The sequence below is a fragment of the Vogesella sp. EB genome, from assembly GCF_001037925.1.
Lineage (GTDB): Bacteria > Pseudomonadota > Gammaproteobacteria > Burkholderiales > Chromobacteriaceae > Vogesella > Vogesella indigofera.
Genome location: NZ_LFDT01000004.1, coordinates 25,164 through 48,513 on the forward strand (window position 1 = coordinate 25,164; position 23,350 = coordinate 48,513).

Annotated in this window: 25 protein-coding genes; 16 read left to right on the forward strand and 9 right to left on the reverse strand. The window is 64.9% G+C overall.

Annotation, left to right across the window (positions count from 1 at the left end; genetic code table 11):
- Nucleotides 1-13: 13 nt before the first annotated feature.
- Complete coding sequence (sbcB, locus tag ACG97_RS03695; RefSeq protein ID WP_047965988.1) at nucleotides 14-1,456, reverse strand: exodeoxyribonuclease I; 1,443 nt, start codon at nucleotides 1,454-1,456, stop codon at nucleotides 14-16.
- 171 nt (nucleotides 1,457-1,627) lie between these two features.
- Here sbcB and ACG97_RS16840 point away from each other — a divergent pair, with 171 nt between their 5' ends.
- Complete coding sequence (locus ACG97_RS16840) at nucleotides 1,628-3,346, forward strand: bifunctional diguanylate cyclase/phosphodiesterase (RefSeq protein ID WP_053068049.1); 1,719 nt, start codon at nucleotides 1,628-1,630, stop codon at nucleotides 3,344-3,346.
- A 113-nt stretch (nucleotides 3,347-3,459) separates the two neighbouring features.
- Here ACG97_RS16840 and ACG97_RS03705 read toward each other — a convergent pair whose 3' ends face one another.
- From ACG97_RS03705 to bfr (ACG97_RS03715), 3 genes are all read right to left on the reverse strand, one after another.
- Nucleotides 3,460-4,155 (reverse strand): VC0807 family protein, encoded by a 696-nt coding sequence (locus ACG97_RS03705; RefSeq protein ID WP_047965989.1) that lies wholly within the window; start codon nucleotides 4,153-4,155, stop codon nucleotides 3,460-3,462.
- Nucleotides 4,156-4,374: 219 nt separating this feature from the next.
- Nucleotides 4,375-4,845 (reverse strand): bacterioferritin, encoded by a 471-nt coding sequence (bfr, locus tag ACG97_RS03710; RefSeq protein WP_047965990.1) that lies wholly within the window; start codon nucleotides 4,843-4,845, stop codon nucleotides 4,375-4,377.
- Between the two features lie 11 nt (nucleotides 4,846-4,856).
- Nucleotides 4,857-5,327, reverse strand: coding sequence for a bacterioferritin (gene bfr, locus ACG97_RS03715; RefSeq protein WP_047965991.1), 471 nt, complete (start codon nucleotides 5,325-5,327; stop codon nucleotides 4,857-4,859).
- Nucleotides 5,328-5,681: 354 nt separating this feature from the next.
- Here bfr (ACG97_RS03715) and ACG97_RS03720 point away from each other — a divergent pair, with 354 nt between their 5' ends.
- Nucleotides 5,682-6,227, forward strand: a complete 546-nt coding sequence (locus tag ACG97_RS03720; protein WP_047965992.1) for an NADPH-dependent FMN reductase — start codon at nucleotides 5,682-5,684, stop codon at nucleotides 6,225-6,227.
- Nucleotides 6,228-6,437: 210 nt separating this feature from the next.
- Here the strand turns inward: ACG97_RS03720 and mnmA are convergent, their stop codons facing one another.
- From mnmA to ACG97_RS03735, 3 genes are read right to left on the reverse strand one after another with little or no spacing between them, the layout of a single operon-like run.
- A complete protein-coding gene (gene mnmA / locus ACG97_RS03725; protein ID WP_238377252.1) occupies nucleotides 6,438-7,484 on the reverse strand; it encodes a tRNA 2-thiouridine(34) synthase MnmA in 1,047 nt (348 codons plus the stop codon).
- Between the two features lie 26 nt (nucleotides 7,485-7,510).
- On the reverse strand, nucleotides 7,511-8,062 hold the full coding sequence (locus tag ACG97_RS03730) for a hypothetical protein (RefSeq protein ID WP_156167918.1): 552 nt from the start codon (nucleotides 8,060-8,062) through the stop codon (nucleotides 7,511-7,513).
- A 4-nt stretch (nucleotides 8,063-8,066) separates the two neighbouring features.
- Nucleotides 8,067-8,528 (reverse strand): NUDIX hydrolase, encoded by a 462-nt coding sequence (locus tag ACG97_RS03735; protein ID WP_047965995.1) that lies wholly within the window; start codon nucleotides 8,526-8,528, stop codon nucleotides 8,067-8,069.
- Nucleotides 8,529-8,616: 88 nt separating this feature from the next.
- Between ACG97_RS03735 and ACG97_RS03740 the strand changes: the two genes are divergently transcribed.
- The 6 genes from ACG97_RS03740 to ACG97_RS03765 all read left to right on the forward strand — a co-directional run bounded on the left by ACG97_RS03740 (nucleotide 8,617) and on the right by ACG97_RS03765 (nucleotide 14,793).
- Complete coding sequence (locus ACG97_RS03740; RefSeq protein WP_047965996.1) at nucleotides 8,617-8,811, forward strand: (2Fe-2S)-binding protein; 195 nt, start codon at nucleotides 8,617-8,619, stop codon at nucleotides 8,809-8,811.
- 134 nt (nucleotides 8,812-8,945) lie between these two features.
- Nucleotides 8,946-9,608, forward strand: coding sequence for a YecA family protein (locus ACG97_RS03745; protein ID WP_047965997.1), 663 nt, complete (start codon nucleotides 8,946-8,948; stop codon nucleotides 9,606-9,608).
- Between the two features lie 126 nt (nucleotides 9,609-9,734).
- Nucleotides 9,735-11,738 (forward strand): helicase-related protein, encoded by a 2,004-nt coding sequence (locus tag ACG97_RS03750; RefSeq protein ID WP_082133632.1) that lies wholly within the window; start codon nucleotides 9,735-9,737, stop codon nucleotides 11,736-11,738.
- Nucleotides 11,739-12,132: 394 nt separating this feature from the next.
- The gene (locus tag ACG97_RS03755; RefSeq protein ID WP_047965998.1) at nucleotides 12,133-13,026 is read left to right on the forward strand and encodes an amino acid ABC transporter substrate-binding protein; all 894 of its coding nucleotides are present in this window, start codon (nucleotides 12,133-12,135) and stop codon (nucleotides 13,024-13,026) included.
- A gap of 388 nt (nucleotides 13,027-13,414) precedes the next feature.
- Entirely contained in the window at nucleotides 13,415-13,810 is a 396-nt protein-coding gene (locus ACG97_RS03760) for a PA2779 family protein (protein ID WP_047966092.1), read from the forward strand.
- Between the two features lie 11 nt (nucleotides 13,811-13,821).
- Nucleotides 13,822-14,793: a PA2778 family cysteine peptidase gene (locus ACG97_RS03765; protein WP_047965999.1), complete on the forward strand. Its 972-nt coding sequence runs from the start codon at nucleotides 13,822-13,824 to the stop codon at nucleotides 14,791-14,793.
- Between the two features lie 120 nt (nucleotides 14,794-14,913).
- On the opposite strand, the gene ACG97_RS03770 is transcribed toward ACG97_RS03765, so the two are convergent.
- Nucleotides 14,914-16,062, reverse strand: a complete 1,149-nt coding sequence (locus tag ACG97_RS03770; protein WP_047966000.1) for a GNAT family N-acetyltransferase — start codon at nucleotides 16,060-16,062, stop codon at nucleotides 14,914-14,916.
- Between the two features lie 8 nt (nucleotides 16,063-16,070).
- Complete coding sequence (locus tag ACG97_RS03775) at nucleotides 16,071-16,682, reverse strand: bifunctional 2-polyprenyl-6-hydroxyphenol methylase/3-demethylubiquinol 3-O-methyltransferase UbiG (RefSeq protein WP_047966001.1); 612 nt, start codon at nucleotides 16,680-16,682, stop codon at nucleotides 16,071-16,073.
- A 121-nt stretch (nucleotides 16,683-16,803) separates the two neighbouring features.
- Here ACG97_RS03775 and pepP point away from each other — a divergent pair, with 121 nt between their 5' ends.
- The 8 genes from pepP to ACG97_RS03810 all read left to right on the forward strand — a co-directional run bounded on the left by pepP (nucleotide 16,804) and on the right by ACG97_RS03810 (nucleotide 23,350).
- On the forward strand, nucleotides 16,804-18,099 hold the full coding sequence (gene pepP, locus ACG97_RS03780) for a Xaa-Pro aminopeptidase (protein ID WP_047966002.1): 1,296 nt from the start codon (nucleotides 16,804-16,806) through the stop codon (nucleotides 18,097-18,099).
- 35 nt (nucleotides 18,100-18,134) lie between these two features.
- The gene (locus ACG97_RS03785) at nucleotides 18,135-19,301 is read left to right on the forward strand and encodes an FAD-dependent oxidoreductase (protein ID WP_047966003.1); all 1,167 of its coding nucleotides are present in this window, start codon (nucleotides 18,135-18,137) and stop codon (nucleotides 19,299-19,301) included.
- Nucleotides 19,302-19,355: 54 nt separating this feature from the next.
- On the forward strand, nucleotides 19,356-20,510 hold the full coding sequence (locus ACG97_RS03790; protein WP_047966004.1) for a UbiH/UbiF family hydroxylase: 1,155 nt from the start codon (nucleotides 19,356-19,358) through the stop codon (nucleotides 20,508-20,510).
- 18 nt (nucleotides 20,511-20,528) lie between these two features.
- Complete coding sequence (locus ACG97_RS03795) at nucleotides 20,529-21,281, forward strand: DsbC family protein (protein WP_047966005.1); 753 nt, start codon at nucleotides 20,529-20,531, stop codon at nucleotides 21,279-21,281.
- A 12-nt stretch (nucleotides 21,282-21,293) separates the two neighbouring features.
- Complete coding sequence (locus ACG97_RS17490; RefSeq protein WP_156167922.1) at nucleotides 21,294-21,518, forward strand: hypothetical protein; 225 nt, start codon at nucleotides 21,294-21,296, stop codon at nucleotides 21,516-21,518.
- 287 nt (nucleotides 21,519-21,805) lie between these two features.
- The gene (locus ACG97_RS03800) at nucleotides 21,806-22,204 is read left to right on the forward strand and encodes a type IV pilin protein (RefSeq protein ID WP_053068050.1); all 399 of its coding nucleotides are present in this window, start codon (nucleotides 21,806-21,808) and stop codon (nucleotides 22,202-22,204) included.
- A gap of 1 nt (nucleotide 22,205) precedes the next feature.
- Nucleotides 22,206-22,766, forward strand: coding sequence for a GspH/FimT family pseudopilin (locus ACG97_RS03805; RefSeq protein ID WP_082133638.1), 561 nt, complete (start codon nucleotides 22,206-22,208; stop codon nucleotides 22,764-22,766).
- Nucleotides 22,760-23,350, forward strand: coding sequence for a PilW family protein (locus ACG97_RS03810; RefSeq protein ID WP_047966007.1), 591 nt, complete (start codon nucleotides 22,760-22,762; stop codon nucleotides 23,348-23,350). Before ACG97_RS03805 ends, ACG97_RS03810 begins: the two co-directional genes overlap by 7 nt.

The window sequence follows — 23,350 nt, forward strand, 5'->3', positions numbered from 1 at the left end:
TGGGGGCGCCGTATCAGGCCGGCGGCGGGAGCTGGGCGCCAAGCTGCTCGCCCCACTGCTGCAGTTGTTCCAGAATCAGCAACTGCTGCGCATCGGCGCCATCGCGCAGGGTGGCGATTTCCTGCTGGAAAGCGGCAAAGGTGCGCCCCGGCGGCATGCCCAGGTGCAGCTTGCGCGCGCACCACAGCTGCCAGTGCTGGCGCTCTTCCGCGCTGAGGCTGTCGGGGAAGTTGCGCGCTCGATAGCGGTACAGCAGGCGCTGCAGCTGCGGGTCGTCGAAGCTTTCGCGCACCGCGGCCAGCGCCGGTGCCGGCAGGCCGCGCAGGCGGTTGAGGGTGCGCCGGTCCTGGTTGGAGACAAAGCCGCCATACAGGTTTTCATCGACATCCGGTGTCTCGCCCGGCTCGCGGCGGAACACCTCGCGCCACAGCGCCGCGAGGTCGGGCAGTGCCTGCGCATGGGCGGCATGGCGCTGCACGCTGTCCATGTCGATGCCCAGCTGCTGCGCCCGTTCCGCGCGCAGCACGCGCAGGTCGCTGATCACGAACGGCGACTTGTTGATGTGGATGCTCTTGATCGGCAGCCGGCTTTCCCCCTCCGCCAGTTCGCTGCTCTTGGTGAACAGCCGGCGGCGAACGTTGGCCGCATCCAGTGCCAGCAGTTCGCGCGGATCGTGTGCCAGATCCCAGACCAGCACCTCGTTCTTGTTGCTCGGGTGTTCCGCCAGCGGCCACACCAGCGCCAGATTGCCGCGCTCGCCGCCGAACATGCCGGAGACGTGAATCAGCGGTACCGGCTGGTGCAACTGCAGCTGGTGGCGCACCGCATCCTTTTGCCGCAGGCTGAGGCAGAAGGCGAACAGCCGCGGCTGTTTGTCACGGATCAGCCGTGCCAGCGCGATGGTGGCGCGCACGTCGGACAGCGCATCGTGGGCGGCATCGTGAGTCAGGCCGTTGGCGGCGGTCAGGTGTTCCAGCTTGAAGCTGGGCAGGCCGGTGTCGTGGCGCGGCCAGTTGATGCCTTCCGGGCGCAGCGCGTAGGTGGCGCGCACCACGTCCAGCAGGTCCCAGCGGCCGCAGCGGTTTTGCCACTCGCGGGCGTAGGGGTCGATCAGGTTGCGCCAGAACAGGAAGCGGGTGACCTCGTCGTCGAAGCGGATCGAGTTGTAGCCGACGCCGATGGTGCCGGGCTCGGCCAGCTCGCGCTCGATGGCGGCGGCAAACTGTTGCTCCGGCACCCCGAGTTCGGCACAGCGCTGTGGCGTGATGCCGGTGAGCAGGCAGGCTTCCGGCGCCGGCAGGTAGTCGCGGGCCGGCTGGCAGTACAGCATCACCGGCTCGCCGATTTCGTTGAGCTCGGCATCGGTGCGGATGCCGGCAAACTGCGCCGGGCGGTCGCTGCGCGGCACCGCGCCGAAGGTTTCGTAGTCGTGCCAGAAGAAGGTCGGGGCTGACATGCTGGTTCCGCATCCACTAAAAGCGTGATTGTCGCACTGCGGCTGCTTGCGGCCAACCTTGCGCCGCTCGGGCGCATGGCACTATGACGATTTCCCTCCTATTCTGAATGGCGGCTCATGCTGCTGTGCAGTCATGGCCCGCGTCGATCAACCCCGCGCTGTCGGTGACCTATGACGCAGATACCGGACAAGTTGGCCACGGCGGACATCCAGTTGCTGTTGTCGCGGCAGCAGGGGCTGCTGTGGCTGGTGCAACAGCTGCCGGACATGGCCTGGCTGAAGGATGCCACCGGGCGTTACCTGGCCTGCAACCGCCGCTTCGAGGCCTTTGCCGGCGTCAGCCGCCAGGCCATCATCGGCCAGAGCGATACCATGGTGCTGGGGCCGCAACAGGCGGCGGCACTGAGCCAGGCCGACATCGCCGCGCTGGCGGCGGAAGAGCCGTTGTCCAGCCAGCAGTGGCTGGTGTCCGCGGAAGACGGACAGCGGATCCTGCTGGAGATCGTGACCACGCCGCTGCAGGCCGAGGACGGCGTGTTCGGCGTGCTCGGCACCGCGCGCGACATTACCCGCCAATACCTCAGCGATCTGGCCTTGCGCGCCAGCCAGGATCGTTTCCGCGCCATTTTCGAAAACACCGACGCGCTGGCGATCCAGGGCTACGCGCCGGATGGCACCGTGCTGTACTGGAACCACGCCTCAGAAGCGTTGTACGGCTATAGCGCCGCCGAGGCGCTGGGGCGCACCCTGTTCGAGCTGATCATCCCGCCGCCGGCCAGGACGCACGTCGAGGCCGAAGTGGCGTGGATGTTCCGCGAGCGGCGCGGCGTGCCTGCCGCCCGCCTCGGGCTGCAGCACAAGGATGGCCATATCGTGCAGGTCTATTCCAGCCACGCGATGGTGGAGTCGCCGCAGAGCGGGCTGACTCTGTTCTGCCTCGATATCGACCTGACCGCGCTGGTCCGCGCCGAGGCGGCGTGGCGCGACAGCGAACGGCGTTACCGTGTGCTGTTCGACGCGTCCGGCGACGGCATCTTCGTGCTGCACGGGCAGATCATCGTCGACTGCAACCAGGCGGCGGCGGAGATCTTTCACTGCGAGCAGGCCGACCTGACCGGGCTGTCGCTGGAGGCGCTGTCGCCGCTGCGGCAGGATGGCGGCGTGTCGTCGCGGCAATTGCTGGGCAGCTATCTGTATCCCGACAGCGATAGCCCGGCGCGCCGTTTCGAGTGGCGCCACCTGCGCCGCGATGGAAGCGAGTTCGATGCCGAGTGGATCGTGACGGCGGTGGAAATCGCCACGGTGCCGCATTGCCTGGTGTCGTTCCGCGATATCACCGAAAAGAAGAAGTCGGCGCAGCTGATCTGGGAGCAGGCCAACTTTGACTCGCTGACCGGCTTGCCCAACCGTCACCGCTTCCTCGACCGCTTCGCGCTGGAGTTGCGCAAGAGCGAGCGCAGCAACGGCCAGCTCGCCCTGCTGTTCATCGACCTGGACCACTTCAAGGAAGTCAACGATACCCTCGGCCATCGCGCCGGCGACCTGCTGCTGAAAGAGGCAGCACTGCGGCTGCTGGGCTGCCTGCGCGAGACCGACACCGTGGCTCGCCTCGGCGGCGACGAGTTCACCATCGTGATCAGCGACATGGACTCGGAGCAGTCGCTGGAGCGGGTGACGCAGCAGGTGCTGCAAAGGTTGGCCGCACCGTTTTGCCTTGGCGACGAGCAGGTGTACGTGTCGGCCAGCATCGGCATCACGCTGTTTCCGCAGGACGGCGACAATATCGACGTGTTGCAGCGCAATGCAGACCAGGCGATGTACGCGGCGAAGAAGGCGGGGCGCAACGGCTACTGCTATTACGCGGCGATGCCCAGGGCCTCGCTGGCCTGATTCAGCGTGTGCGTCTGGCCGCTGGGCCACTGCACCATGGCAAAACGCCCGTCACGGAGAGTGACGGGCGTTTTGTTGTCGGGTGCCGGCTGACGCTTCAGACCAAGCCAAGGTCAGGTCAAGTCCTGGCGCAGTGCCTCGGTAAAGCTGAGCCCGGCCAGCTCGCGCATGCCGCGCGAGATGTAGTACAGCACCGCCATCATCATCACCAGCGACGGGATGGCGATCATCGGGTAGCTCAGCAGTGTCATGCGACCCAGTTCTTCGTTGAAGGCTTCGGTGCCGGACGGACTGGTGACGATCCACTTGGCCAGCACGTAGTTCATCACCGAGGAAAAGAAGAAGGTGGCGCTGAGCAGGTAGGTCGCCTTCAGCAGGCGCGCCTCGAACTGGCGGGTGTTGCCGCGTTGCTCCAGGTGCTGCTGCACCTTGGCTACGTCGATCACCGCCGGGGTGTAGAGCACGGTCTTGATCAGCGGGTAGCGGGTGCGGGTCGAGGCTAGCACCGCGATGCCGATCAGGCCGGGAATGGCGGCTTCCTTCACCGCCAGCCACTGCGCATCCAGATGCAGCAGGCCGATGCCGCCGGTGAGCAGAATGCTGACCAGGCCGAGGATGGCAATGAAATTGGTCTTGCGGTTGCGCAGCAGGTCGTACAGCCCCCAGCCCAGCGGAAAGGCCAAGGCCAAGAGCAGCGCATTGGCGGTGCCAAGGTACTGTTCGGCGCTGAGCTTCATCAGGATCAGCGAGGGAATCACGATGTTGATGATCAGCTCGAGGAGCTGATTGTTTTTCTTTGCTACGGCCATGGTCGTCCTGTGGCAATGGGCAAGCCTGCGACCGTTATCTGGGCGCAGGGCTGGGTTTATTCGGCTACAAGGGGGTTAGAGCGCGCGCAGCGGCGATGGTTCGCGCGGCCGCCGGACACGGTAGCGACATTCTAGCGGTTGTTGATGGCGCGGGCCAAAAAAACAGGCCCTGCCCGCCACCGTTGTCGGTGGCGGGCAGGGCCGTGGCGCGTCGTGCGATCAGCTGGCTTGCGATTGCAGGTAGTTGTTGATGCCCATGGCCTTGATCAGGCCCAGCTGCTGCTCCAGCCAGTGGGCGTGGTCGACTTCGGTGTCATCCAGCAGCTTGGTCAGGATGCTGCGGGTGACGAAGTCGTGTTCCTTCTCGGCCAGCACGATGGCCTTTTTCAGGGCGGCGGCAACTTCGTATTCCGTTTCCAGATCGTTGGCCAGCATCGACGGTACGTCCTTGCCGATGCGCAGCTTGCCGCGCGGGGCGATGTCCGGCACGCCGTCGAGGAACAGGATGCGTTCGATCAGCATCTTGGCGTGGCTCATTTCCTCGTCGCGCTCGTGGTGCAGACGCTCGTACAGCTTGCTGTAGCCCCAGTTGCCGTACATTTCGCTGTGGATGAAGTACTGGTCAACCGAGGTCATTTCTGCGGTCAGCAGGGTGTTCAGGGCTTCGATGATTTTCTTGCTGCCTTGCATGGTGCCGCTCCTCAGTCTTCCATTTGCGATTGCAGGTAGTTGGCGAGGCCAACGTCCTTGATCAGGGTCTGCTGGGTTTCCAGCCAGTCCACGTATTCTTCTTCCGCTTCCAGCAGCTCGGTCAGCTCTTCGCGGGTAACGTAATCTTCCGCTTTTTCGCTGAGGGTGATGCTCTTGCGCAGGTCGCCGATATGGCCGCTGACCAGGGCGATGTCACAGGCCAGCATTTCCTCGACATTCTCGCCGATCATCAGCTTGCCCAGTTGCTGCAGGTTGGGCAGGCCTTCCAGGAACAGGATGCGTTCGATCAGCTCGTCGGCGCGTTTCATCGCCTTGATCGACTGCTGGTAGAAATGCTTGTTGAGGCCGTTTAGTCCCCAGTTCTTGCACATGCGGGCGTGCAGGAAGAACTGGTTGATGGCGGTCAGTTCGTTGCACAGCACGGTGTTGAGCGCCTTGATTACGGCTTTGTCGCCTTGCATGGGAGGGACTCCTTCATCATAAATCGTATTGATATATTTTAATTCAATATCTGATAAGGGCAAGGTATTAATCGTCTTTGAAAACGGCGGATTATTTTCTGACGGATATTTCTTTTAATAATCAAGCCTTGCCGTGGTTATTTATTTTCTGGGTTCAATTAACCATTTTACCGGTAGGTACAAATCAACTGAAAATCAGTTTTATTTGACTATCGTTAATGGCAAACGTTAACCCGTCAGGGGCGGCAGCAAGCGCCAGCATGGCAGCCGGTCATGACATGCAGAAGTCGCAATTTCATGGCGCGGCGCCTATACCGGTAAAACCATGTCCAATTCTTGCCGGGGAGTGACCAGATGAGTCTCAATGTGCTTGCCGTTTGCGGCAGTTTGCGCCAGAAATCCACCAACAAGGGCCTGATGCGTTATGCAGTGGCCAACGCACCGCAGGACATGCAGATCGTGGTCGCCGATCTGTCGGAGGTGCCGTTCTACAATGCCGACATCACGGTCAAGCCGGCGACGGTGGTGACGCTGTTGCAGCAGTTTGCCGCGGCCGATGCCTTGCTGCTGGTGTGCCCGGAGTACAACTACTCGATGGCGCCGGCGCTGAAAAACGCGCTGGACTGGGCGTCGCGCGAGCCGGACAACGCGCTGCTCAGCGGCAAGCCGGCGGCGATCATGGGCGCGGCCGGCGGCATGGGCAGTTCGCGCGCGCAGCACCACCTGCGCCAGAGCGCCGTGTTCCTCAATCTGCACATCCTGAACCAGCCGGAGGTGTTCGCCAACGCGTTCAGCGCCTCCTTCGACGGCGACGGCAATCTGGTGGACGCCGCGATCCAGGAGAAGATCCGCAAACAGCTGGCGGCCTTACAGGCCTGGCACCGGCAGCTGAAGGGCTGAACCGGGCGACGGCCATAAGAGCCGCTAACAAAACCTCGCAGCGCACCTGAGCCAAGGCGCGCCGACGCAGACAGTACAAGTCGTACGGCAAGGAGGCGCAACGCAGGATCAGGGGTTTTGTTAGCGGCTCTAAAAGCAAAACACCCCGCCGCGGCGGGGTGTTGGCGTTGCGGCCAACGTTGGCCGCAGGCACGGGGGGGTTAGTGGCGCTTACTGGATGATGCCGCCGCCGAGGCAGATATCGCCGTCGTACAGCACGGCGGACTGGCCGGGGGTGACCGCCCACTGCTTGTCGCGGAAGGTCAGCGTGGCACGGCCGTCGACGATAGGCGACAGGCTGCAGCCGGCGTCGGCCATGCGGTAGCGGTTCTTGGCGGCGTAGTCGCCGGCGGCGGGTGGCTGCGGCAGCGTCCACGACAGGTCATCCATCGCCAGCGTCGACTTCAGCAGCAGCGGGTGGTCATGCCCTTGCACCACTATCAGCTTGTTGCCGGGAATGTCCTTGCCGGCGACGAACCACGGCTCGCCGTTGCCATCCTTGTTGCCGCCAATATTGAGGCCCTTGCGCTGGCCGAGGGTGTAGAACATCAGCCCGACGTGTTCGCCGACGGTCTTGCCGTCCGGGGTGATCATCTCGCCCGGCTTGGTCGGCAGGTAGCGCTGCAGGAACTCGCGGAACGGGCGCTCGCCGATGAAGCAGATGCCGGTGGAGTCCTTCTTGGCGGCGGTCGGCAGCCCGGCTTCCTCGGCCAGGCGGCGCACCTCGGTCTTGCGGATGTCGCCAAGCGGAAACAGCGCCTTCGCCAGCTGGTGCTGCTGCAGGCGGTACAGGAAGTAGCTCTGGTCCTTGGTGTGGTCGACGCCCTTCATCAGGTAGTGCACGCCGTCCTGTTCCAGCTTGCGCGCGTAATGGCCGGTGGCGATGCAGTCGGCACCCAGCTCCAGCGCGTAATCGAGAAAGGCCTTGAACTTGATCTCGGCATTGCACAGCACGTCCGGATTGGGGGTGCGGCCGGCGGAGTACTCCTTCAGGAAGTAGGAGAACACGCGGTCCTTGTACTCCTTGGCGAAGTTGACGATCTCCATGTCGATGCCGACGATGTCGGCCACGCTCATCGCGTCCAGCGCGTCCTGCTTGATGGAGCAGTATTCGTCGTCGTTGTCGTCTTCCCAGTTCTGCATGAACACGCCGATCACTTCGTGGCCCTGCTGCTTCAGCAGCCAGGCGGTGACCGACGAATCCACGCCGCCGGACATGCCGACGACAATACGTTTTTTACCCGTCACGGAGAAAATCCTTCCTTCCAAATAGCAAGAGGCACCACCACCGGCGGTGCCCCGAAATCCCGGAACCAGCTGTCGATCACCCAATCCTGGCCTGATGTCACGTCGCGCACGGCCACCGCCGCGTGATGGTCGAACAACAGTGGCGCACGGTGCACCTGGCCCAGCAGCTGGTGGTGGCGCAGCCAGCCGTGGTTGGTCAGCAATTGCAACAGCACCAGCACATTATGGCTGTGATCGAGACAATCCATGCGGCCAACGTTGGCCGCATCCTCGTGATTGCCGCCGCGGTCGCTGGCAATCGGCGCCTCGCGCGCCGCGTGCTGGTAATAGGACAACACGATGTCCTGCAGTGCCGCGCGCTCGCCGGCGGCGTCGGCGGCGTCATCCAGCCGCTGTCTGAACCATATCTGGGCAGTGTCGTCCAGTTCAATGCGGCGGTTGCGATCGCAGCCGTAATGGTAACAGAGCGTCAGCACCTCCGCACCGGCGGCCACGGCCGGCAGCGCCGCGAGCAGCGCAATCGACAGCCAGCGCATGAGGGGTGGCATCGGCTCAGCCTGGCAAGTGGTGGTGGATCAGGTCGAGGCTGGCACGCTGGCCGGCAAGGTAGTCCTGCAGGCAGCGTCCCACCAGTGGGCTGCGCCACAGCGCCGCGCTGGCCATGATCTCGTCCGCACTCAGCCATTCGGCGGCGAGGATGCCGTCGTCCAGCCGCTGCGCCGGGTCGTGCGCGCCGGCGTCACCGCAGAAGGCGAAGCGCAGATAGGTGATGTCGCTGCCGGTCTTGTCCGCCAGATAGATGCCGACCAGTGCCCGCGGCGTGAAGGCGTGGGCGGTTTCCTCGCGCGCTTCGCGCACCACCGCCTGCAGCAGGGTTTCGCCGTATTCCAGATGGCCGGCCGGCTGGTTGAGGCGGATGCCGTCGTCGGTCTGTTCGCGCACCATCAGGAAGCGGCCGTCGCGCTCGATGATGGCGGCGACTGTGGTATTCGGTTTCCATTGCGTGCTGCTCATCGCGGATTTGCCTTCCTCTTAATTGACAATCGTTATCATTGTCTTCTAGTATGGATATCAAGATCAATTCTTATTCAGGATTCATGCCATGTACGTCTGCCTTTGCCACGGAGTAACCGATCGCGATATCCGCGCCGCCGTTTGCAATGGTGCCACGCGCATGAGCGATCTGGCGCGCGAACTGAAGGTCGCCACCGAGTGCGGCAGCTGTGCCTGCCAGGCCAACCAGATCCGCAAGCAGACGCTGCTGCAGATCAGCGAGCCGGAACTGGCCGCCGCCTGAGTCCGGCAATCTCCCGCAGTCGCCACAGCCCGTCAAGCACCTGACGGGCTTTTTGCTATCCTGAAAACAGCACGCCTGCTGCCAGTACCGGGGAACACGCGTACAATGCGCGCCAAACCTTACGGAGAACGAACATGACCGAATTCAACGAAGTAGATCTGGAGCGTCTGGAAACGCTGCTGACCCCGCTGTCGCAGGCCGGCACCACCATGCGCCCGGACGAAGTGCAGGGTTTCTTTTGCGCGCTGGCGTGCGGCCCGGACAAGCTCACCATCGACGACTGGCTGGAAGACGTGCTCGGCGATGCGCCGGCCTTTGAAAGCGCCGACAGCGAAGCCGAGATCAAGGCGCTGCTGCAGAAGTACTACGATGCTGCCGCCGAGGCGCTGGCCGACGGCGACCTGCCGGAACTGACGCTGTACAGCGAGGAAGAGGGCGAAGCGCCGGACTTCCGTCCGTGGTGCAATGCCTTCATGTACGCGCTGGACGTGGTGCCGACCGACTGGTTCGATGCCGCCGACGACGAAGGCTTCGAAGAGCTGCTGATGCCGGTGATGGCGCTGGGCGGCATGTTCGATGCCGACGGCGACGAGCCGGCGATGATGGAATTCACCGCCGCCGAGCTGGAAAGCTTCAAGAGCGAGCTGGACGAAGCGGTGCTGGCGGTCTACGGCTACTGGCGTGCCAAGGAGCAGGCACCGGTGACCATGCGTCGCGAAGGCGACAAGGTTGGCCGCAATGATCCGTGCCCATGCGGCAGCGGCAAGAAGTACAAGGCCTGCTGCGGCCAGAACTGATCGCGCCGGAACACGCCGCCTGACGGACTGCGCGCAGCCCGCAGGCGGTTTTTGTTTGCCGGCGGCGCCTCGTCCCGCCCATGCCATCTGGCGCCATCCCGCGCTGATTTTCCCTGACGGATACCCATGACCGAACCCACGATTGCCCCCGACACCGCGTCCGAAGACGCCATCGGCGCGCTGAACGCCTATCTGCAGCAATACCACGCCACGCTGGTGACCACCGAGGGCAGCTACGCCGTCTCGGTGCAGGGGCAGATCAAGGTCGGCAAGCGCACCGTGCCTTACCACCTGGTGCCGGACGCCGGCTTCCTCGGCAAAACCGGCAAGTGGCGCAAGCTCGACGCCGCCGAACGGCTGGCGCTGGTCCAGCTGCGCTGGAACGACGAGGCGCGTGAGCGCCTCGAGGCGCAGCTGCTGCGCTGCGCCGGCCAGGTGATGACACTGGCGAACGAGCACCGCGTCGATCCGCAAAGCGCGCTCAACGCGCTGCAGGCCAAGTACGAGCTGGCGCGCCTGCGCTGCGAGCTGGCACTGGACCGTATCGCGGCGCTGGTGGCGACACGTGCCGCCGCCAGCCAGGCGGAGAAGACCCGCAACGCCATCAACCTGTCGCTGTACCCGGAATCGTTCACCCTCGCCGCCGGCATGCAGCGCCACTTCATCGCGGTGCTGGGGCCGACCAACTCCGGCAAGACCCACGCCGCGATGGAACACCTGGCGCAGGCGAAGACCGGCGTCTACCTCGCGCCGCTGCGGCTGCTGGCGATGGAAAACTACCAGCGCCTGCTGAATGCCAACGTCGCGGTCAGCCTGATCACCGGCGAGCAGCGCAAGCTGCACCCGCACGCCAGCCACGTGGCCAGTACCGTGGAAATGCTCAACCCCAATCGCGCGGTGGACGTGGCGGTGATCGACGAAATCCAGCTGCTGGACGACCCGGATCGCGGCGCGGCGTGGACGGCGGCGGTGTGCGGCGTGCCGGCGCAGACGGTCTACCTGCTCGGCGCGCTGGAAGCCAAGGAGGCGATCCAGTCGCTGGTCAAGCGCGTCGGTGGCACGCTGGAAATCCGCGAACTGCAGCGCAAGTCGCCGCTGGAAATGGAGAAGGCACCGCTGGGCAGCCTGAAAAACCTGCGCGCCGGCGACGTGCTGATCGCGTTCTCGCGCCGCGAGGTGCTGAACTGGCGCGACCAGGCCATCGCGCAGGGCATGAGCGTGTCGGCGATCTACGGCAACCTGTCGCCGGAAGTGCGCCAGGCGCAGGCCGAGCGCTTCATCGACGGCGAGACGCAGGTGGTGGTCGGCACCGACGCCATCGGCATGGGGCTGAACACCCCGGCGCGGCGGGTGATCTTCACCACCTCCAGCAAGTGGGACGGCTACGCCGAAGGCACCATCGCCGCCGCACTGGCCAAGCAGATCGCCGGCCGCGCCGGCCGTTTCGGCCAGCACGAGACCGGCTATGTCGCCGGCTTCGACGGCAAGACGCACAAGGTGATCGCCGCCTTGCTGCAGCAAAAGCTGGAGCCGCTGCCGAGCACCGGTTTCTACGTGGCGCCCAACCTGTCCTACCTGCAGCAGATCGCCGAAGCCAGCGGCCAGGAGCGGCTGCAGGCACTGCTGGAGCTGTTCGCCAAGCACATCAACGTGCACGACGAATTCTTCCTGCCGGCCAACCTCAGCGACCAGATCGAGAAGGCGAAGTGGCTGGACACGCTGAAGCTGCCGCTGGAAGACCGCTTCCTGTTCAGCCTGTGCCCGGTGTCGACCAAGATCGCGATGCTGGAACAGGCGCTGCAGGACTGGGCCGAGTGCCGCGCCAAGGGCAAGCAGGCGTCGCTGCTGCGCATGGAAGGCCGTGGCGGCCGCAACGAGCTGCAGTTCCTCGAGGACACCTGCAAGCTGTACTCCGCCTACGCCTGGCTCAGCTACCGCATGCCGGAAACCTTCCCGCACGGCGAGCTGGCGCAAAGCCTGATGCAGTCGACGTCGGAGAAGATCGACGCGCTGCTGCAGGTGCAGAACACCCGCCACCGCCAGCAGCGCAAGCCGGCGCACAAGCCGACCCACATCACGCCGCCACAGCGCAGCGGCCAGCCCAAGGTCGGCCGCAAGCCGCGCACTTGATGGCTTCGCGCTGAAACGCCAAACGCCCGCCGGAGCAATCCGGCGGGCGTTTTGTCTTGTGGCGGGGCTTGCGGCCAACCTTGGCCGGCTGAGCCATGTCCGGCGCAAAGACACGAAGAGGGCGCTGGCGTTTGATGTACATCATTGCGCATTGCGGACGGGGATCTAGGTTTAAGGGATCACGGCGTATGGCCGGCTGCTATGGGTGGCGGGCGAGGTGCCGTGAGCGAGGGAAACCGGAGGACGCGTGTTGCATGCGGCTGTGTTCTGACGGTTTTCTGCCGCATTCATCGTTAATGATCTCGACGACACGGGTGTCAAACGCGCGGATTTGCTGTTGGCAGAGTCAGCGCTAATGGTGACGGGTCCGAGTTGCCTGCCTGAAGGAAATAACATGAAAACCATGAATCTGAAGCCTGCCACGCTGCTCATCGCCAGTCTGGTGGCCATGTCGTCCTTCGTCCAGGCGCAGACCCTGGACAAGATCCTTGAAACGAACAGGATCACCGTGTCCTACCGCGAAGCGGCCGTTCCATTCAGCTACCGGCCCGCCGAGCACAAGCCGATGGGGTTCGCGGTGGACCTGACCGAAGCCATTGTCGGCGACGTGCGAACAAGGCTGAACAAGCCGGGTCTCGTGGTGGCCTATATGCCGGTCAGCGCCCAGGATCGCATTCCCTTGCTGGTGAACGGCAGCTATGACCTGGAGTGCGGTTCCACCACTAATAATGCCGCGCGCGGCAAGGTCGTCGCGTTCGCGGTCAGCCATTTTTATGCCGGGACCCGCTTGCTGGTGAAAACGGGCAGCAAGGTCAAGAATTACGCCGACCTGGCCGGGCAAACGGTCGCCACCACCGCGGGCAGTACCAACGAGAAAGTCATGCGCAAGTACAGCGCCGACCACAATCTGGGCATGCAATTCGTGCTGGGCAAGGATTACGGCGAGTCGCTGGCCTTGCTGGAAAACAATAGCGCGGCCGCGCTGGCGCTCGACGATATCCTGCTGTTCGGCTTGCGCGCCAACGTCAAGGATCCGGCCGCGCTGAGCGTCGTCGGCGACACCTTGCAGGTCGAGCCCTACGGCTGCATGCTGCGCAAGGATGATCCCGAGTTCAAGAAACTGGTGGATGGCACCATCGCGCGACTGATGCAGTCCGGCGAGTTTGAGCGGCTGTACCAGAAGTGGTTCGAGTCGCCGATTCCGCCCAATGGTGTGATGCTGAACATGCCGATGAGTGATCGCCTCAGGGCCAATCTCAAGGCGCTCAGTGACCAGCCGGAGCAGTAAGGCGCGGCGGGATCTGGCCGCGGCAGTGCGCTGGCTGGCCATGCGGTGACCGGTGTTTTGCAGCCTGGCAACGCGGCCATGGTGTTGCCGCGGCACGGCGCGACGGTTCTCCCCGCTGATGGTTGGCCGCAAGCCACGCTGTTGATGCAGGTGCACTGAATGGCAGAACGCCCGCCGGAGCCATCCGGCGGGCGTTCTGTCTTGTGTGGTGGCTTGCGGCCAACCTTGTGGTTGCGCCGGTTCGTTTGCGCCAGCGTTTACATCCGGGCATGCAATAGGCCAAATCATGCAAATGCGCTGTCTATAATGGTTCAACGCTCGTCACCCTCTTCGTTACGGCATGCGACGCAGCGTCTTCTGCTTCTTAATCCTGCACGAGGAACACATCATGAAACGCTTTCAGCGCACGCTCGCTCTTGTTGTCTGTTGCTCCATGCTCAACGTCAGCCTGCTGCAATCCGCCCAGGCCGCCATGGTGAGCACCGAAGAAGTGGCCCGCCTGGCCGCGACCACTACCCCTGATTCCGGCCACGCCCGCCTGGCCGCGGTACTGGCCCGTGACAATGTGCGTGGCGAAATGGAACGTCTTGGCATCGACCCTGCCAGCGCCCAGGAACGCGTCGCCGCGCTGACCGACGAGGAAGCGGCCAACCTAGCCGACCAGATCGACAAGGCGCCTGCCGGCGGCATCATCGGGGCCATCCTGTTTGTGTTCTTCGTGCTGGTGGTCACCGATATCCTCGGCTTTACCAAGGTGTTCCCGTTCACCCGCTCCGTGCGCTGAGCGGCAAGCCGATGCTGACAACGCTGATCCGGCAGTTGGGGGCGCTGCGGCTGGCGCTCCCGGCTGCGCTGTGTGCTCTGCTGCTGGCCGCTTGCGCCAGCACGCCGCTGCAGCCGGTCGCGCTCGCGCCCGGTGAGCTGACCCGCGCCGAACTGGTCGATACCCCGTTCTTTCCCGACGACAGCCATTTTTGCGGCCCGGCGGCGCTGGCGACCAGCCTGTCCGCCGTCGGCCTGCCGACCACGCCGGCGCAGCTGGTGGGGCAGGTGTTCCTGCCGGGGCGGGAAGGCTCGCTGCAGATCGAGATGCTGAGCGGTGCGCGGCGACAGGGGGCGGTGGCGATGGTCATCCCCGGCACGCTGACGGCGCTGAAACAGGAAATCGATGCCGGCCATCCGGTGGTGGTGCTGCAGAACCTGGGCCTGTCGTGGGCGCCGTCCTGGCACTATGCGGTGGTGGTCGGCTACGACCTTGAGCGCGGCCAGCTGCTGCTGCGCTCGGGGCCGATGCGGCGGCAGGTGATGACGCTGCGCACCTTCGGCCATACCTGGCAGCGCAGCCAGTACTGGGCGTTCGTCGCGCTGCCACCGGGGCGTTTGCCGGCGAGTGTCACGGAACAGGACGCGACGCGGGCGCTGGTGGCCTTCGAGCGCAACGCCAAGCCGGCAGCAGCGGTCACCGCCTATCGCGCGGCGCGGCAACGTTGGCCGCATAACACCACGCTGGCGATGGGGCTGGGCAATGCGCTGTACGCCAGCGGGGATTTGCCGGCCGCGGCACAGGTGTTCCGCGACACCGCCGCAACGCACCAGCTGGCGGCTGCTTACAACAACCTGGCGCGCATCCTGCTGCAACAGGGCCATACCACCGAGGCCAGGCAGGCGGCGGAGGGCGGGCTGGCGCTGGCCGGCCCGCTGCGCGCGACGCTGCTGGACACGCTGCGCGACATCGAGCAGGCCGGCACGCCGCAGCCCGGCTCCTGACACGGTGCGGTTCCGCTTCAACCTCAGCACGGCAAGCTGAATCGCTGGCCTGCTCGCTACCAGAGGCCGCGGTGCGTGGCCGGATCACACTGCGGCCAACCTTGCCGTCACCGCTTGTGCTCAGCCCGGCTGCCGGAACGGCAGGTGCTCCGCCATCTCATCCTGATACTGCGCCACCGCCTGCTGTTCGCGCTGCAGAAAGTCCGCAATCATGCCGCGCAGGCGTGGGTCGGCGATGTGAAACGCCGACCACGTCGCCTGCGGCACAAAGCCGCGGCTGACCTTGTGTTCGCCCTGGGCGCCGGGTTCGAAGTGCTGCAGCCCTTCGCGGATACAGTAATCGATGCCTTCGTAGAAGCACAGTGCAAAGTGCAGGCTGTGGTAGTCCGCCGCCGCGCCCCAGTGGCGGCCGTACAGGGTGTCGTTGCTGCGGTAGCAGATGGCGGCGGCGACCACTGCATCACTGGCGTCGCGCGCCAGAAACACCACCAGCTGCCGCGCCAGCGTGCGGCCAACTTCGCGGAAAAAATCGAGGCTGAACGCCGGGTGATTGCCGAAGCGGCGGAAGGTCGACACGTAGTGCGGGTAAATCTGCTGCCACAGCGCGGCGTCGATGTCGTCGCCGTGGCGAATCTCGATGCACAGGCCGGCCTCGGCGACGCGGCGCCGTTCGCGTTTCACCTTCTTGCGCTTGTCGGCGGAGAAGGTAGCGAGGAAGTCGTCAAAGTCGCGGTAGCCGGCGTTGTGCCAGTGGAACTGGCAGCCGCGGCGCAGCAGGAAGCCCTGGCTCGCCAGCGCCGCGCGCAGCGCGGCATCGTCGTCCAGATACAGGTATTGCAGCGAGGACGCCTGTTCGCCGGCGGCCAGCTGCAGGCTGGCGTGCAGTAGCGCGCGGCTGACGCTGGCGCGGTCGGCATCGCGGTGGATCAGCTGTCGCGCGCCGCTGGCCGGGGTGTAGGGGATGCCGCACACCAGTTTCGGGTAGTAGCGCTGGCCGAGGCGCTGGTAGGCATCGGCCCACGCCCAGTCGTGCGAGAAATCGCCGAACGAGTGCGTGCGCAGGTACAGCGGCTGCGCGCCGAGCAGGCTGCCGTCGTCGGCGTGCAGCGTGACGTGCGCCGGCTGCCAGCCCAGTGCCGGCGCCACCGCGCCGTGGCGCTCCGCCGCCGCCAGGAAGGCGTGGCTGAGGAAGGGCGAGCCGGTGACGTTGAGTGCGTCCCAAAGGTTGGCCGCAATGTCGTCGATGGCGGTGTGGAAGCGGCAGTGCATCGCGGGCCTCAGGGGCGGCGCCACACGCTGGCCAGCCACGGTTGCTGCTCGCGTGGCAGGCCCGGCGGGCGGTAGTAGTGTTCCAGCTCGGCAAAGCCGGCCCCCTGCAGCAGCGCCTGCCATTGCGGCCAACTGTGCCAGCAGCCATAGCGCTCGCCCTGCCAGCCTTCCTCGCCGTTGCCACGCGGGTTGGAGCTGAACAGCACGCCGCCGGGCTTGAGGGTGGCGAACAGCTGCGCCAGTACCCGCGGCAGCTCGGCGCCGGGGATGTGGAACAGCGCAGCATTGGCGAACACGCCGTCGAAGTGCGCCGCCGGCAGTTGCAGCTGCAGGAAGTCCTGCTGCCACACCTCGCAGCCGCTGTACTCGCGCGCCATCGCGACAAAGCGCGCCGCGCCATCCAGCCCGATCGCCCGGTGGCCTAGCTCATGAAACGTCTTCAGGTCGCGGCCCGGGCCGCAGCCGAAGTCGAGGATGGTCTGCGCCGTGGCCGGCAGGTGGCGCAGCAGGCTGGCGATGTTCTGGCTGACGTCGTGGTCGCGGGTGCCTTGCCAGAACTCATCGGCGTTGCGCTGGTAGTGTTCCAGCGTGCGCTGGCTGATGCGCGGATCGGTTGCCATGGCGGACGGATGGGGGTGGTGGTGATGACCGATTGTAAGCGCTGTCGCCCGGCAGTGGGCAGGCGTGGCGCGCCTGTTCTGCTAAACTAGCGCGATTTCCACCTTGCCGGACGTAATCGTCATGCATGTCAGCTTTCAACACCGCCGCCAGCGCCTGCTGGCGCAACTGGGCGACGCCATCGCCATCCTGCCCACCGCGCCGGAAGTGATCCGCAACGCCGATGCCCACTATCCCTATCGTGGCGACAGCCATTTCCTGTACCTGACCGGCTTTAGCGAGCCGGAAGCGGTGCTGGTGCTGGATGGCAAGGCCGGCAAGGCGCTGCTGTTCTGTCGCGACAAGAATCCGGACAGCGAGATCTGGGACGGCTTCCGCTACGGCCCGGCCGCGGCGGCGGAAGCGTTCGGCTTTGACGAGGCCTACAGCATCAGCGAGCTGGATCAGCGCCTGCCGCCGCTGCTGGCCGAGCACGCGGCGCTGTACTGGGCGGTGGGGCGCGACAATGGCTGGGATGCGCGCATCGCCGGCTATCTGCAGCAGGCACGGCAGCAGGCGCGCGTTGGTAAGGACGCACCGCAGCAGTACGGTGACCTGCTGGCATTGATCGACGAGATGCGCCTGATCAAAGACGAGCGTGAAATCGCCGTGTTACAACAAGCCGGCCGCATTTCTGCCGAAGCGCATGTCCGCGCGATGCAGGCCTGCCGCCCCGGCATGATGGAATACCAGATCGAGGCCGAGCTGCTGCATCACTTCGTGCGCCACGGCGCGCGGCAGCCGGCGTACGAGAGCATCGTTGCCGGCGGTGCCAACGCCTGCACGCTGCACTATGCAGCCAACAATGCCCGCCTCAACGACGGCGATCTGCTATTGATCGATGCCGGCTGCGAGTTCAACGGCTACGCTGGAGACATCACCCGCACTTTCCCTGTCAATGGCCGCTTCAGTGGCGCGCAGCGCGACGTGTACGAGGTGGTGCTGGCGGCGCAGCTGGCGGCAATTGCCGCGGTGCAGCCCGGCGCGCGGCTGGATGCGCCGGCTGACGCCGCGCTGCAGGTGCTGGTGCAGGGCATGCTGGACCTGAAACTGCTGGCCGGCAGCGTGACCGGGGTGATCGAATCCGGCGACTACCGCCGCTTCTATATGCACGGCATCGGCCACTTCATCGGACTGGACGTGCACGATGTCGGCGCCCGCCGTCCGGGCGGGCAGTGGCGCAGCTTTCAGAGCGGCATGTGCACCACCATCGAGCCGGGGCTGTACATCCGCCCGGACGACCGCGTGCCGGTGGCGTTCCACAACATCGGCATCCGCATTGAAGACAACGTGCTGGTGACTGCTGACGGCCACCAGGTATACACCGACGACGTACCGAAGCGCATCGACGATATCGAAGCGCTGATGCAACCCCATTGACTCCGAACGAGGCCGCCGCGACAGGCGGAACGAGCATGCAAGGCGTACCCGAACATAGTGAGATTGTCATCGTTGGCGGCGGGCCGGTCGGCGCGCTGGCGGCATTGCGGCTGGCGCAGGCCGGCCGTGACGTGACGCTGATCGAGGCGCGGGCCAAGGATGCACCGCTGCGTGATGCGCGCGCGCTGGCGCTGTCGTGGTACAGCCGCCAGCAGCTGGCTGCCGCCGGCGCCTGGCCGGACGAACTGCCGGCGACGGTGATCGACAGCGTGCACGTGTCGCAGCAGGGCGGTTTCGGCCGCACCGTGCTGACGCAGCAGGATCTGGGTTTGCCGCATCTGGGCGCGGTGGTGGACTACCCGGCGCTGACCGCGGCGCTGGCGACGGCGCTGGAGCAGGCCGGTGTGCGTGTGCTGTGGCAGGCGCGGGTGAGCAAGGTCGCGTCGCTGGCGCGCTACGCCAGCGTGTCGCTGACCCTGCACGGGCAGCAGCACCTGCTGACCTGCCGGCTGCTGGTGCTGGCCGAGGGCGGCGCGCTGGCCGAATCGCTGCCCGGCATCCAGCGCCATGTGCACGACTATCAGCAAAGCGCGGTGCTGGCGATGGTCAATGCCAGCCAGCCGCACCGTAACATGGCCTACGAGCGTTTCTCGGCGCAGGGGCCGTTCGCGCTGCTGCCGCACGGCGAGCAGATGATGTTGGTGTGGACGCGCAGCCACGACGAGGCGGCACGACTGCACGCCGCCGACGGCAGCGTGCTGCTGGCCGAGCTGCAGCAGGCCTTCGGCGAGCGGCTGGGCAAGTTTGTCCGCGTCGGCGAGCGCGCGGTGTTCCCGCTGGCGCTGCGCCAGCTCAACAGCGTGTACAGCGGTCGTGTGGTGATGATCGGCAATGCGGCGCAGACCATGCATCCGGTGGCGGCGCAGGGTTTCAACCTCGGCCTGCGCGATGCGGTCGGGCTGGTGGCGGCGCTACAAGGCGCCGCCGATCCGGGCGATGCTGCTCTGCTGCGCCGCTACGGTGCCGCGCGCCGCGTCGACAGCCACGCGGTGGTCGGTTTCACCCACGGCCTGGTGCGGCTGTTTGACGGACAGGGCATCGCGGTGAAGGCGCTGCGCGGGCTGGGCATGAGCGCCATCGACGCGGTACCGCCGCTGCGCAAGGCGTTTGCCGGACATCTGGTATTCGGTGTCGGCGTCTGATGCGGCCAACGTTGGCCGCAGGCATCGGCAGCCGGACACAACTGAAAGAGAAACATGTCGGACAAGTTTGACGTAATCGTGGTCGGTGGCGGGCTGGTTGGCGCTGCGCTGGCGCTGGCGCTGGATAAGCAGGGCAAGCGGGTGGCGCTGGTCGAAGGCCAGGCCGAACGCTTTGACGCGCTGGAGGAGGGCTGGGACGCGCGCATCTACGCCGTCAGCCCTGCCAACCGCGCCTTCTTGCAGCAGCTGGGCGCGTGGCCGGATGCCTCGCGGCTGGGGGTGATCGGCAGCATGGATGTCCGGGGCGACCAGGGCGGCCAGATCGCCTTTTCCGCCGCCGATGCCGGCGCCGAGGCGCTGGCGTGGATCGCGGAAAACCGCTGGATGCTGGCCACGATCTGGCAGCGCTTGCAGCAGGCCAGCGGTGTGACGCTGCTGAGCGGGGTGCGGCCGCAGCAGCTGCGCCACAGCGCGCGTGAGGCGGCGATCATGCTCGACGACGGTCGCGAGCTGCAGGCGCAACTGATCGTCGGCGCCGACGGCGCCAACTCCTGGGTGCGGCAGCAGAGCGGTATCGCCGCCAGCATCAAGCCTTACGGCCACAGCGGGGTGGTGGCCAACTTTGCCTGCGAGCAGCCGCACGGCAATATCGCGCGGCAGTGGTTTCTCGGCGATGGCATCCTCGCCTGGTTGCCGATGCCGGGCAATCGTATCTCGATGGTGTGGTCGACCAGCCAGCCGGAGCCGCTGCTGGCGCTGGATGGTGCACGACTGGCGGCGGCGGTGGCCGCGGCCGGTGATCATGCACTGGGCGAACTGACGCTGCTGTCGCCGGCGGCGGCCTTTCCGCTGCGCCTGATCACGCCGGACAACGTGATCGCGGAGCGGGTGGCGCTGGTCGGCGATGCCGCCCACACCGTGCATCCGCTGGCCGGGCAGGGCGTCAACCTCGGCTTCCAGGATGCGGCAAGGTTGGCCGCCGTGCTGGCCGGCGCCCGCGATTGCGGCGAATGGCTGACGCTGCGCCGCTACGAACGAACGCGCAAGGAAGCGGTCAGAACCATGCAGCTGACCTGCGACGCGCTGTTCCAGCTGTTCCATGCCAAGCAGGCCCCGGGTCTTGCCTGGCTGCGCAACGCCGGCCTCAACCTGACCAATCGCCTGCCCCTGATCAAAAAACAACTGGCCCGCCACGCGGTGGGTTTTTAACCAGAAGAAAGCACAACCATGATTCTGCCTATGCGCCGTCTTGCCCTCGCCACCCTGATAATGCCCTTGCTGGCCTGCTCCGCCTCCGCCGAAACGCCGGACCAGGTGCGCGCCGCCTTCAAGAGCAAGTTCCCGCAGCACGAGGTCAGCAGCGTGCAGCCGGCGCCGGTGGCGGGGCTGTTCGAGGTGGTGGTGAAGATGAAACAGCAGGGGCGCGCGCAGTACAGTGTGGTGTATACCGACGCCAAGGTCGACCACCTGATCACCGGTGACCTGATCGATACCAAGACCCGTACCAGCGTCACCGAAGAGCGTCTGGCGGAGCTGAACAAGGTGACCGTGGAGTGGGCGAAGCTGCCGCTGGACAAGGCGATCAAGGAAGTGCGCGGCAAGGGCGAGCGCAAGCTGGTGGTGTTCTCCGATCCGGATTGCCCGTTCTGCAAGAAGCTGGAGCGCGAGTCGCTGAGCCAGCTGGACAACGTGACGGTGTATACCTTTCTCTACCCGCTGGCCCAGCTGCACCCGGATGCCCCGCGCAAATCGCGTCAGATCTGGTGCAGCAGTGATCGTGCCGCAAGCTGGCTGAGCTTCATGCGCCAGGGCAAGGCGCTGAGCGGCAGTGACAAGTGCGCGACGCCGCTGGCTGAAATCGCGGCGCTGGGCGAACGTCTCGGCATCAGCGGCACCCCGGCGCTGGTGTTCCCGAACGGCGAGCTGGTGGCCGGCGCCATTCCGCTGGCCGAGATTGAGCGTCATCTGGCGGCAAAATAAGGCACGCTAGCCGTGCGAGGACGGGAAAGTGTTGCCGGCATGGTGATAAATCGTGCGGCCAAGCTTTCCCGTTTTGCTTGGGTGCTCTTTATTTCAAATGCATGGATTGCTGAATCAGGAAATACCGCATTCCAATTTATGCATATTAATTATCCTGGATGGCTTGTTGCTATTTGTAGTACCAGCACGGGTGGTTTTAAATCACCGTTGACAATGATGGCGGGCAAACTAGGCTGAAAACAGCGGCGGCAAGAGGCGAGGACAGATTCTGGGTCGGCTGTTGCCGATAAACCCGCTGCGCGCTGTGGATGAAGCTACGCGCTGGTGGCTGGTTTTCGGCCATGGCCACGCATTTTTGCTGCTGTTTTACGCTCAAGCTGGCAAAATTCATTACACTGCTCAGTAAGCGCATTGTTTTTAAAGCTGTTTTATAGAAATTTCAATTGCCGCTATGGCTTCTTGCGGCGTGACGCTTCGCATTCAACCGGAATTGAACGCAATTTATGACGTTTATAAAAAAATCGATGACGACAAGCAAAGGTTTTACCCTGATTGAATTGATGCTGGTGGTGGCGGTTGTCGGCATCCTGGCGGCGATTGCCATGCCGGCTTATTCCGGGTACATCCAGAAAAGCCGGCGTACCGATGCGACGGTGGCGATTCGCGCGGTCCAGTTTGCGCAGGAAAAGTATCGCGGCAACAACACCAGCTACGGGTCGCTCACCGATATCGGTATGCCGTCGACGACCGAGAGCGGCTACTACACCATCGCCGTCAGCAGCGCCACCGCCACCGGCTATGTGGTGACGGCAACGGCGGTGTCCGGCAAATCGCAGGCCTCGGATTCCGACTGTACCGCGATCCAGCTGCAGCAAGCGGCAGGCAGCATCACCACCACGCCTAGCGCGTGCTGGAGCAAGTGACATGAAGCGCTCGGCTTGTACGGCAGCAGGTGTTGGCCGGGGCTTTACCCTGATTGAGCTTGTGGTGGTGCTGGCCATCACCGGCATCCTGATGGTGATGGCGGTGCCGGTGCTGAATGAGCAGATCGACAAGCGCCGGCTGATGGCGGTGGCTGATGCCATTTATGGCGACATGCAGTATGCGCGCTCGGAAGCCATCCGCAACAACCAGAATGTGCAGATCAGCTTCAGCAGTGGCGCCAGCTGGTGCTACGGCATGATTCTGGGGGCGACGGCTTGCGACTGTTCGGTGGTGGCCAGTTCCAGTACCGGTTATTGCGCGCTGAAACGGGTGGACTACCTGGACTTCCAGAAGGTGTCGATCCCGGCTTCGGCGGGGATCAGTTTCAGCGGCAACAAGACCGGATTCGACCCGGTGCGCGGCGTGGCACTGGGCACCGGTCACGTGATCATGGAGTCGGCACTGGGCAAGCAGGCACAGGTGAACCTGGCGCTGCTTGGCCGCATCAGTGTCTGCGCGCCGGCGGGCGTCGGGCTAACGGGGACTTATCCGGCATGTTGAAACCTACTCGGCAGCGCGGCTTCACCCTGATCGAGCTGATGGTGGCACTGGTCATTGGCCTGATACTGATGCTGGGGCTGACCACCTTCCTGATCAACAACATTCGCAGCAATAGCGACACGCTGAAGGCGATCCGCCTGAACCAGGAAATGCGCGCCACCATGATGCTGATGAGCCGCGAGCTGCGGCGTGCCGGGTACTGGGCTAGCACCGCGTCCGGCACCAACCCGTTCCAGACCATGACCACTTCGACCGCCGGCTGCGTGCTGTATAGCTATGACCGCAATGCCACGGCATCGGCCACAGTGCCCAGCGATGTGCAGTACGGCTTTTTGCGGGCGAGCGGCGCGGTGTACATGCGCAGCAGTGGCGCAAGCTACAACTGCACGCCGGGGGCAAATAACGTCTGGGAGGCTGTGACCGATGACAATGTCACCAATATCAGCGCCTTGAGCTTTGTGCCCAGCAGCGCCTCCGGCACCATCGCTATCACTCTGGTGGGCGAGCTGAAGAATGCCAGCGAGGTGAAGCAGACGCTGACGGAAACGGTCAAGCTGGAAAATGGCCCGCTTACCTTCAATTGA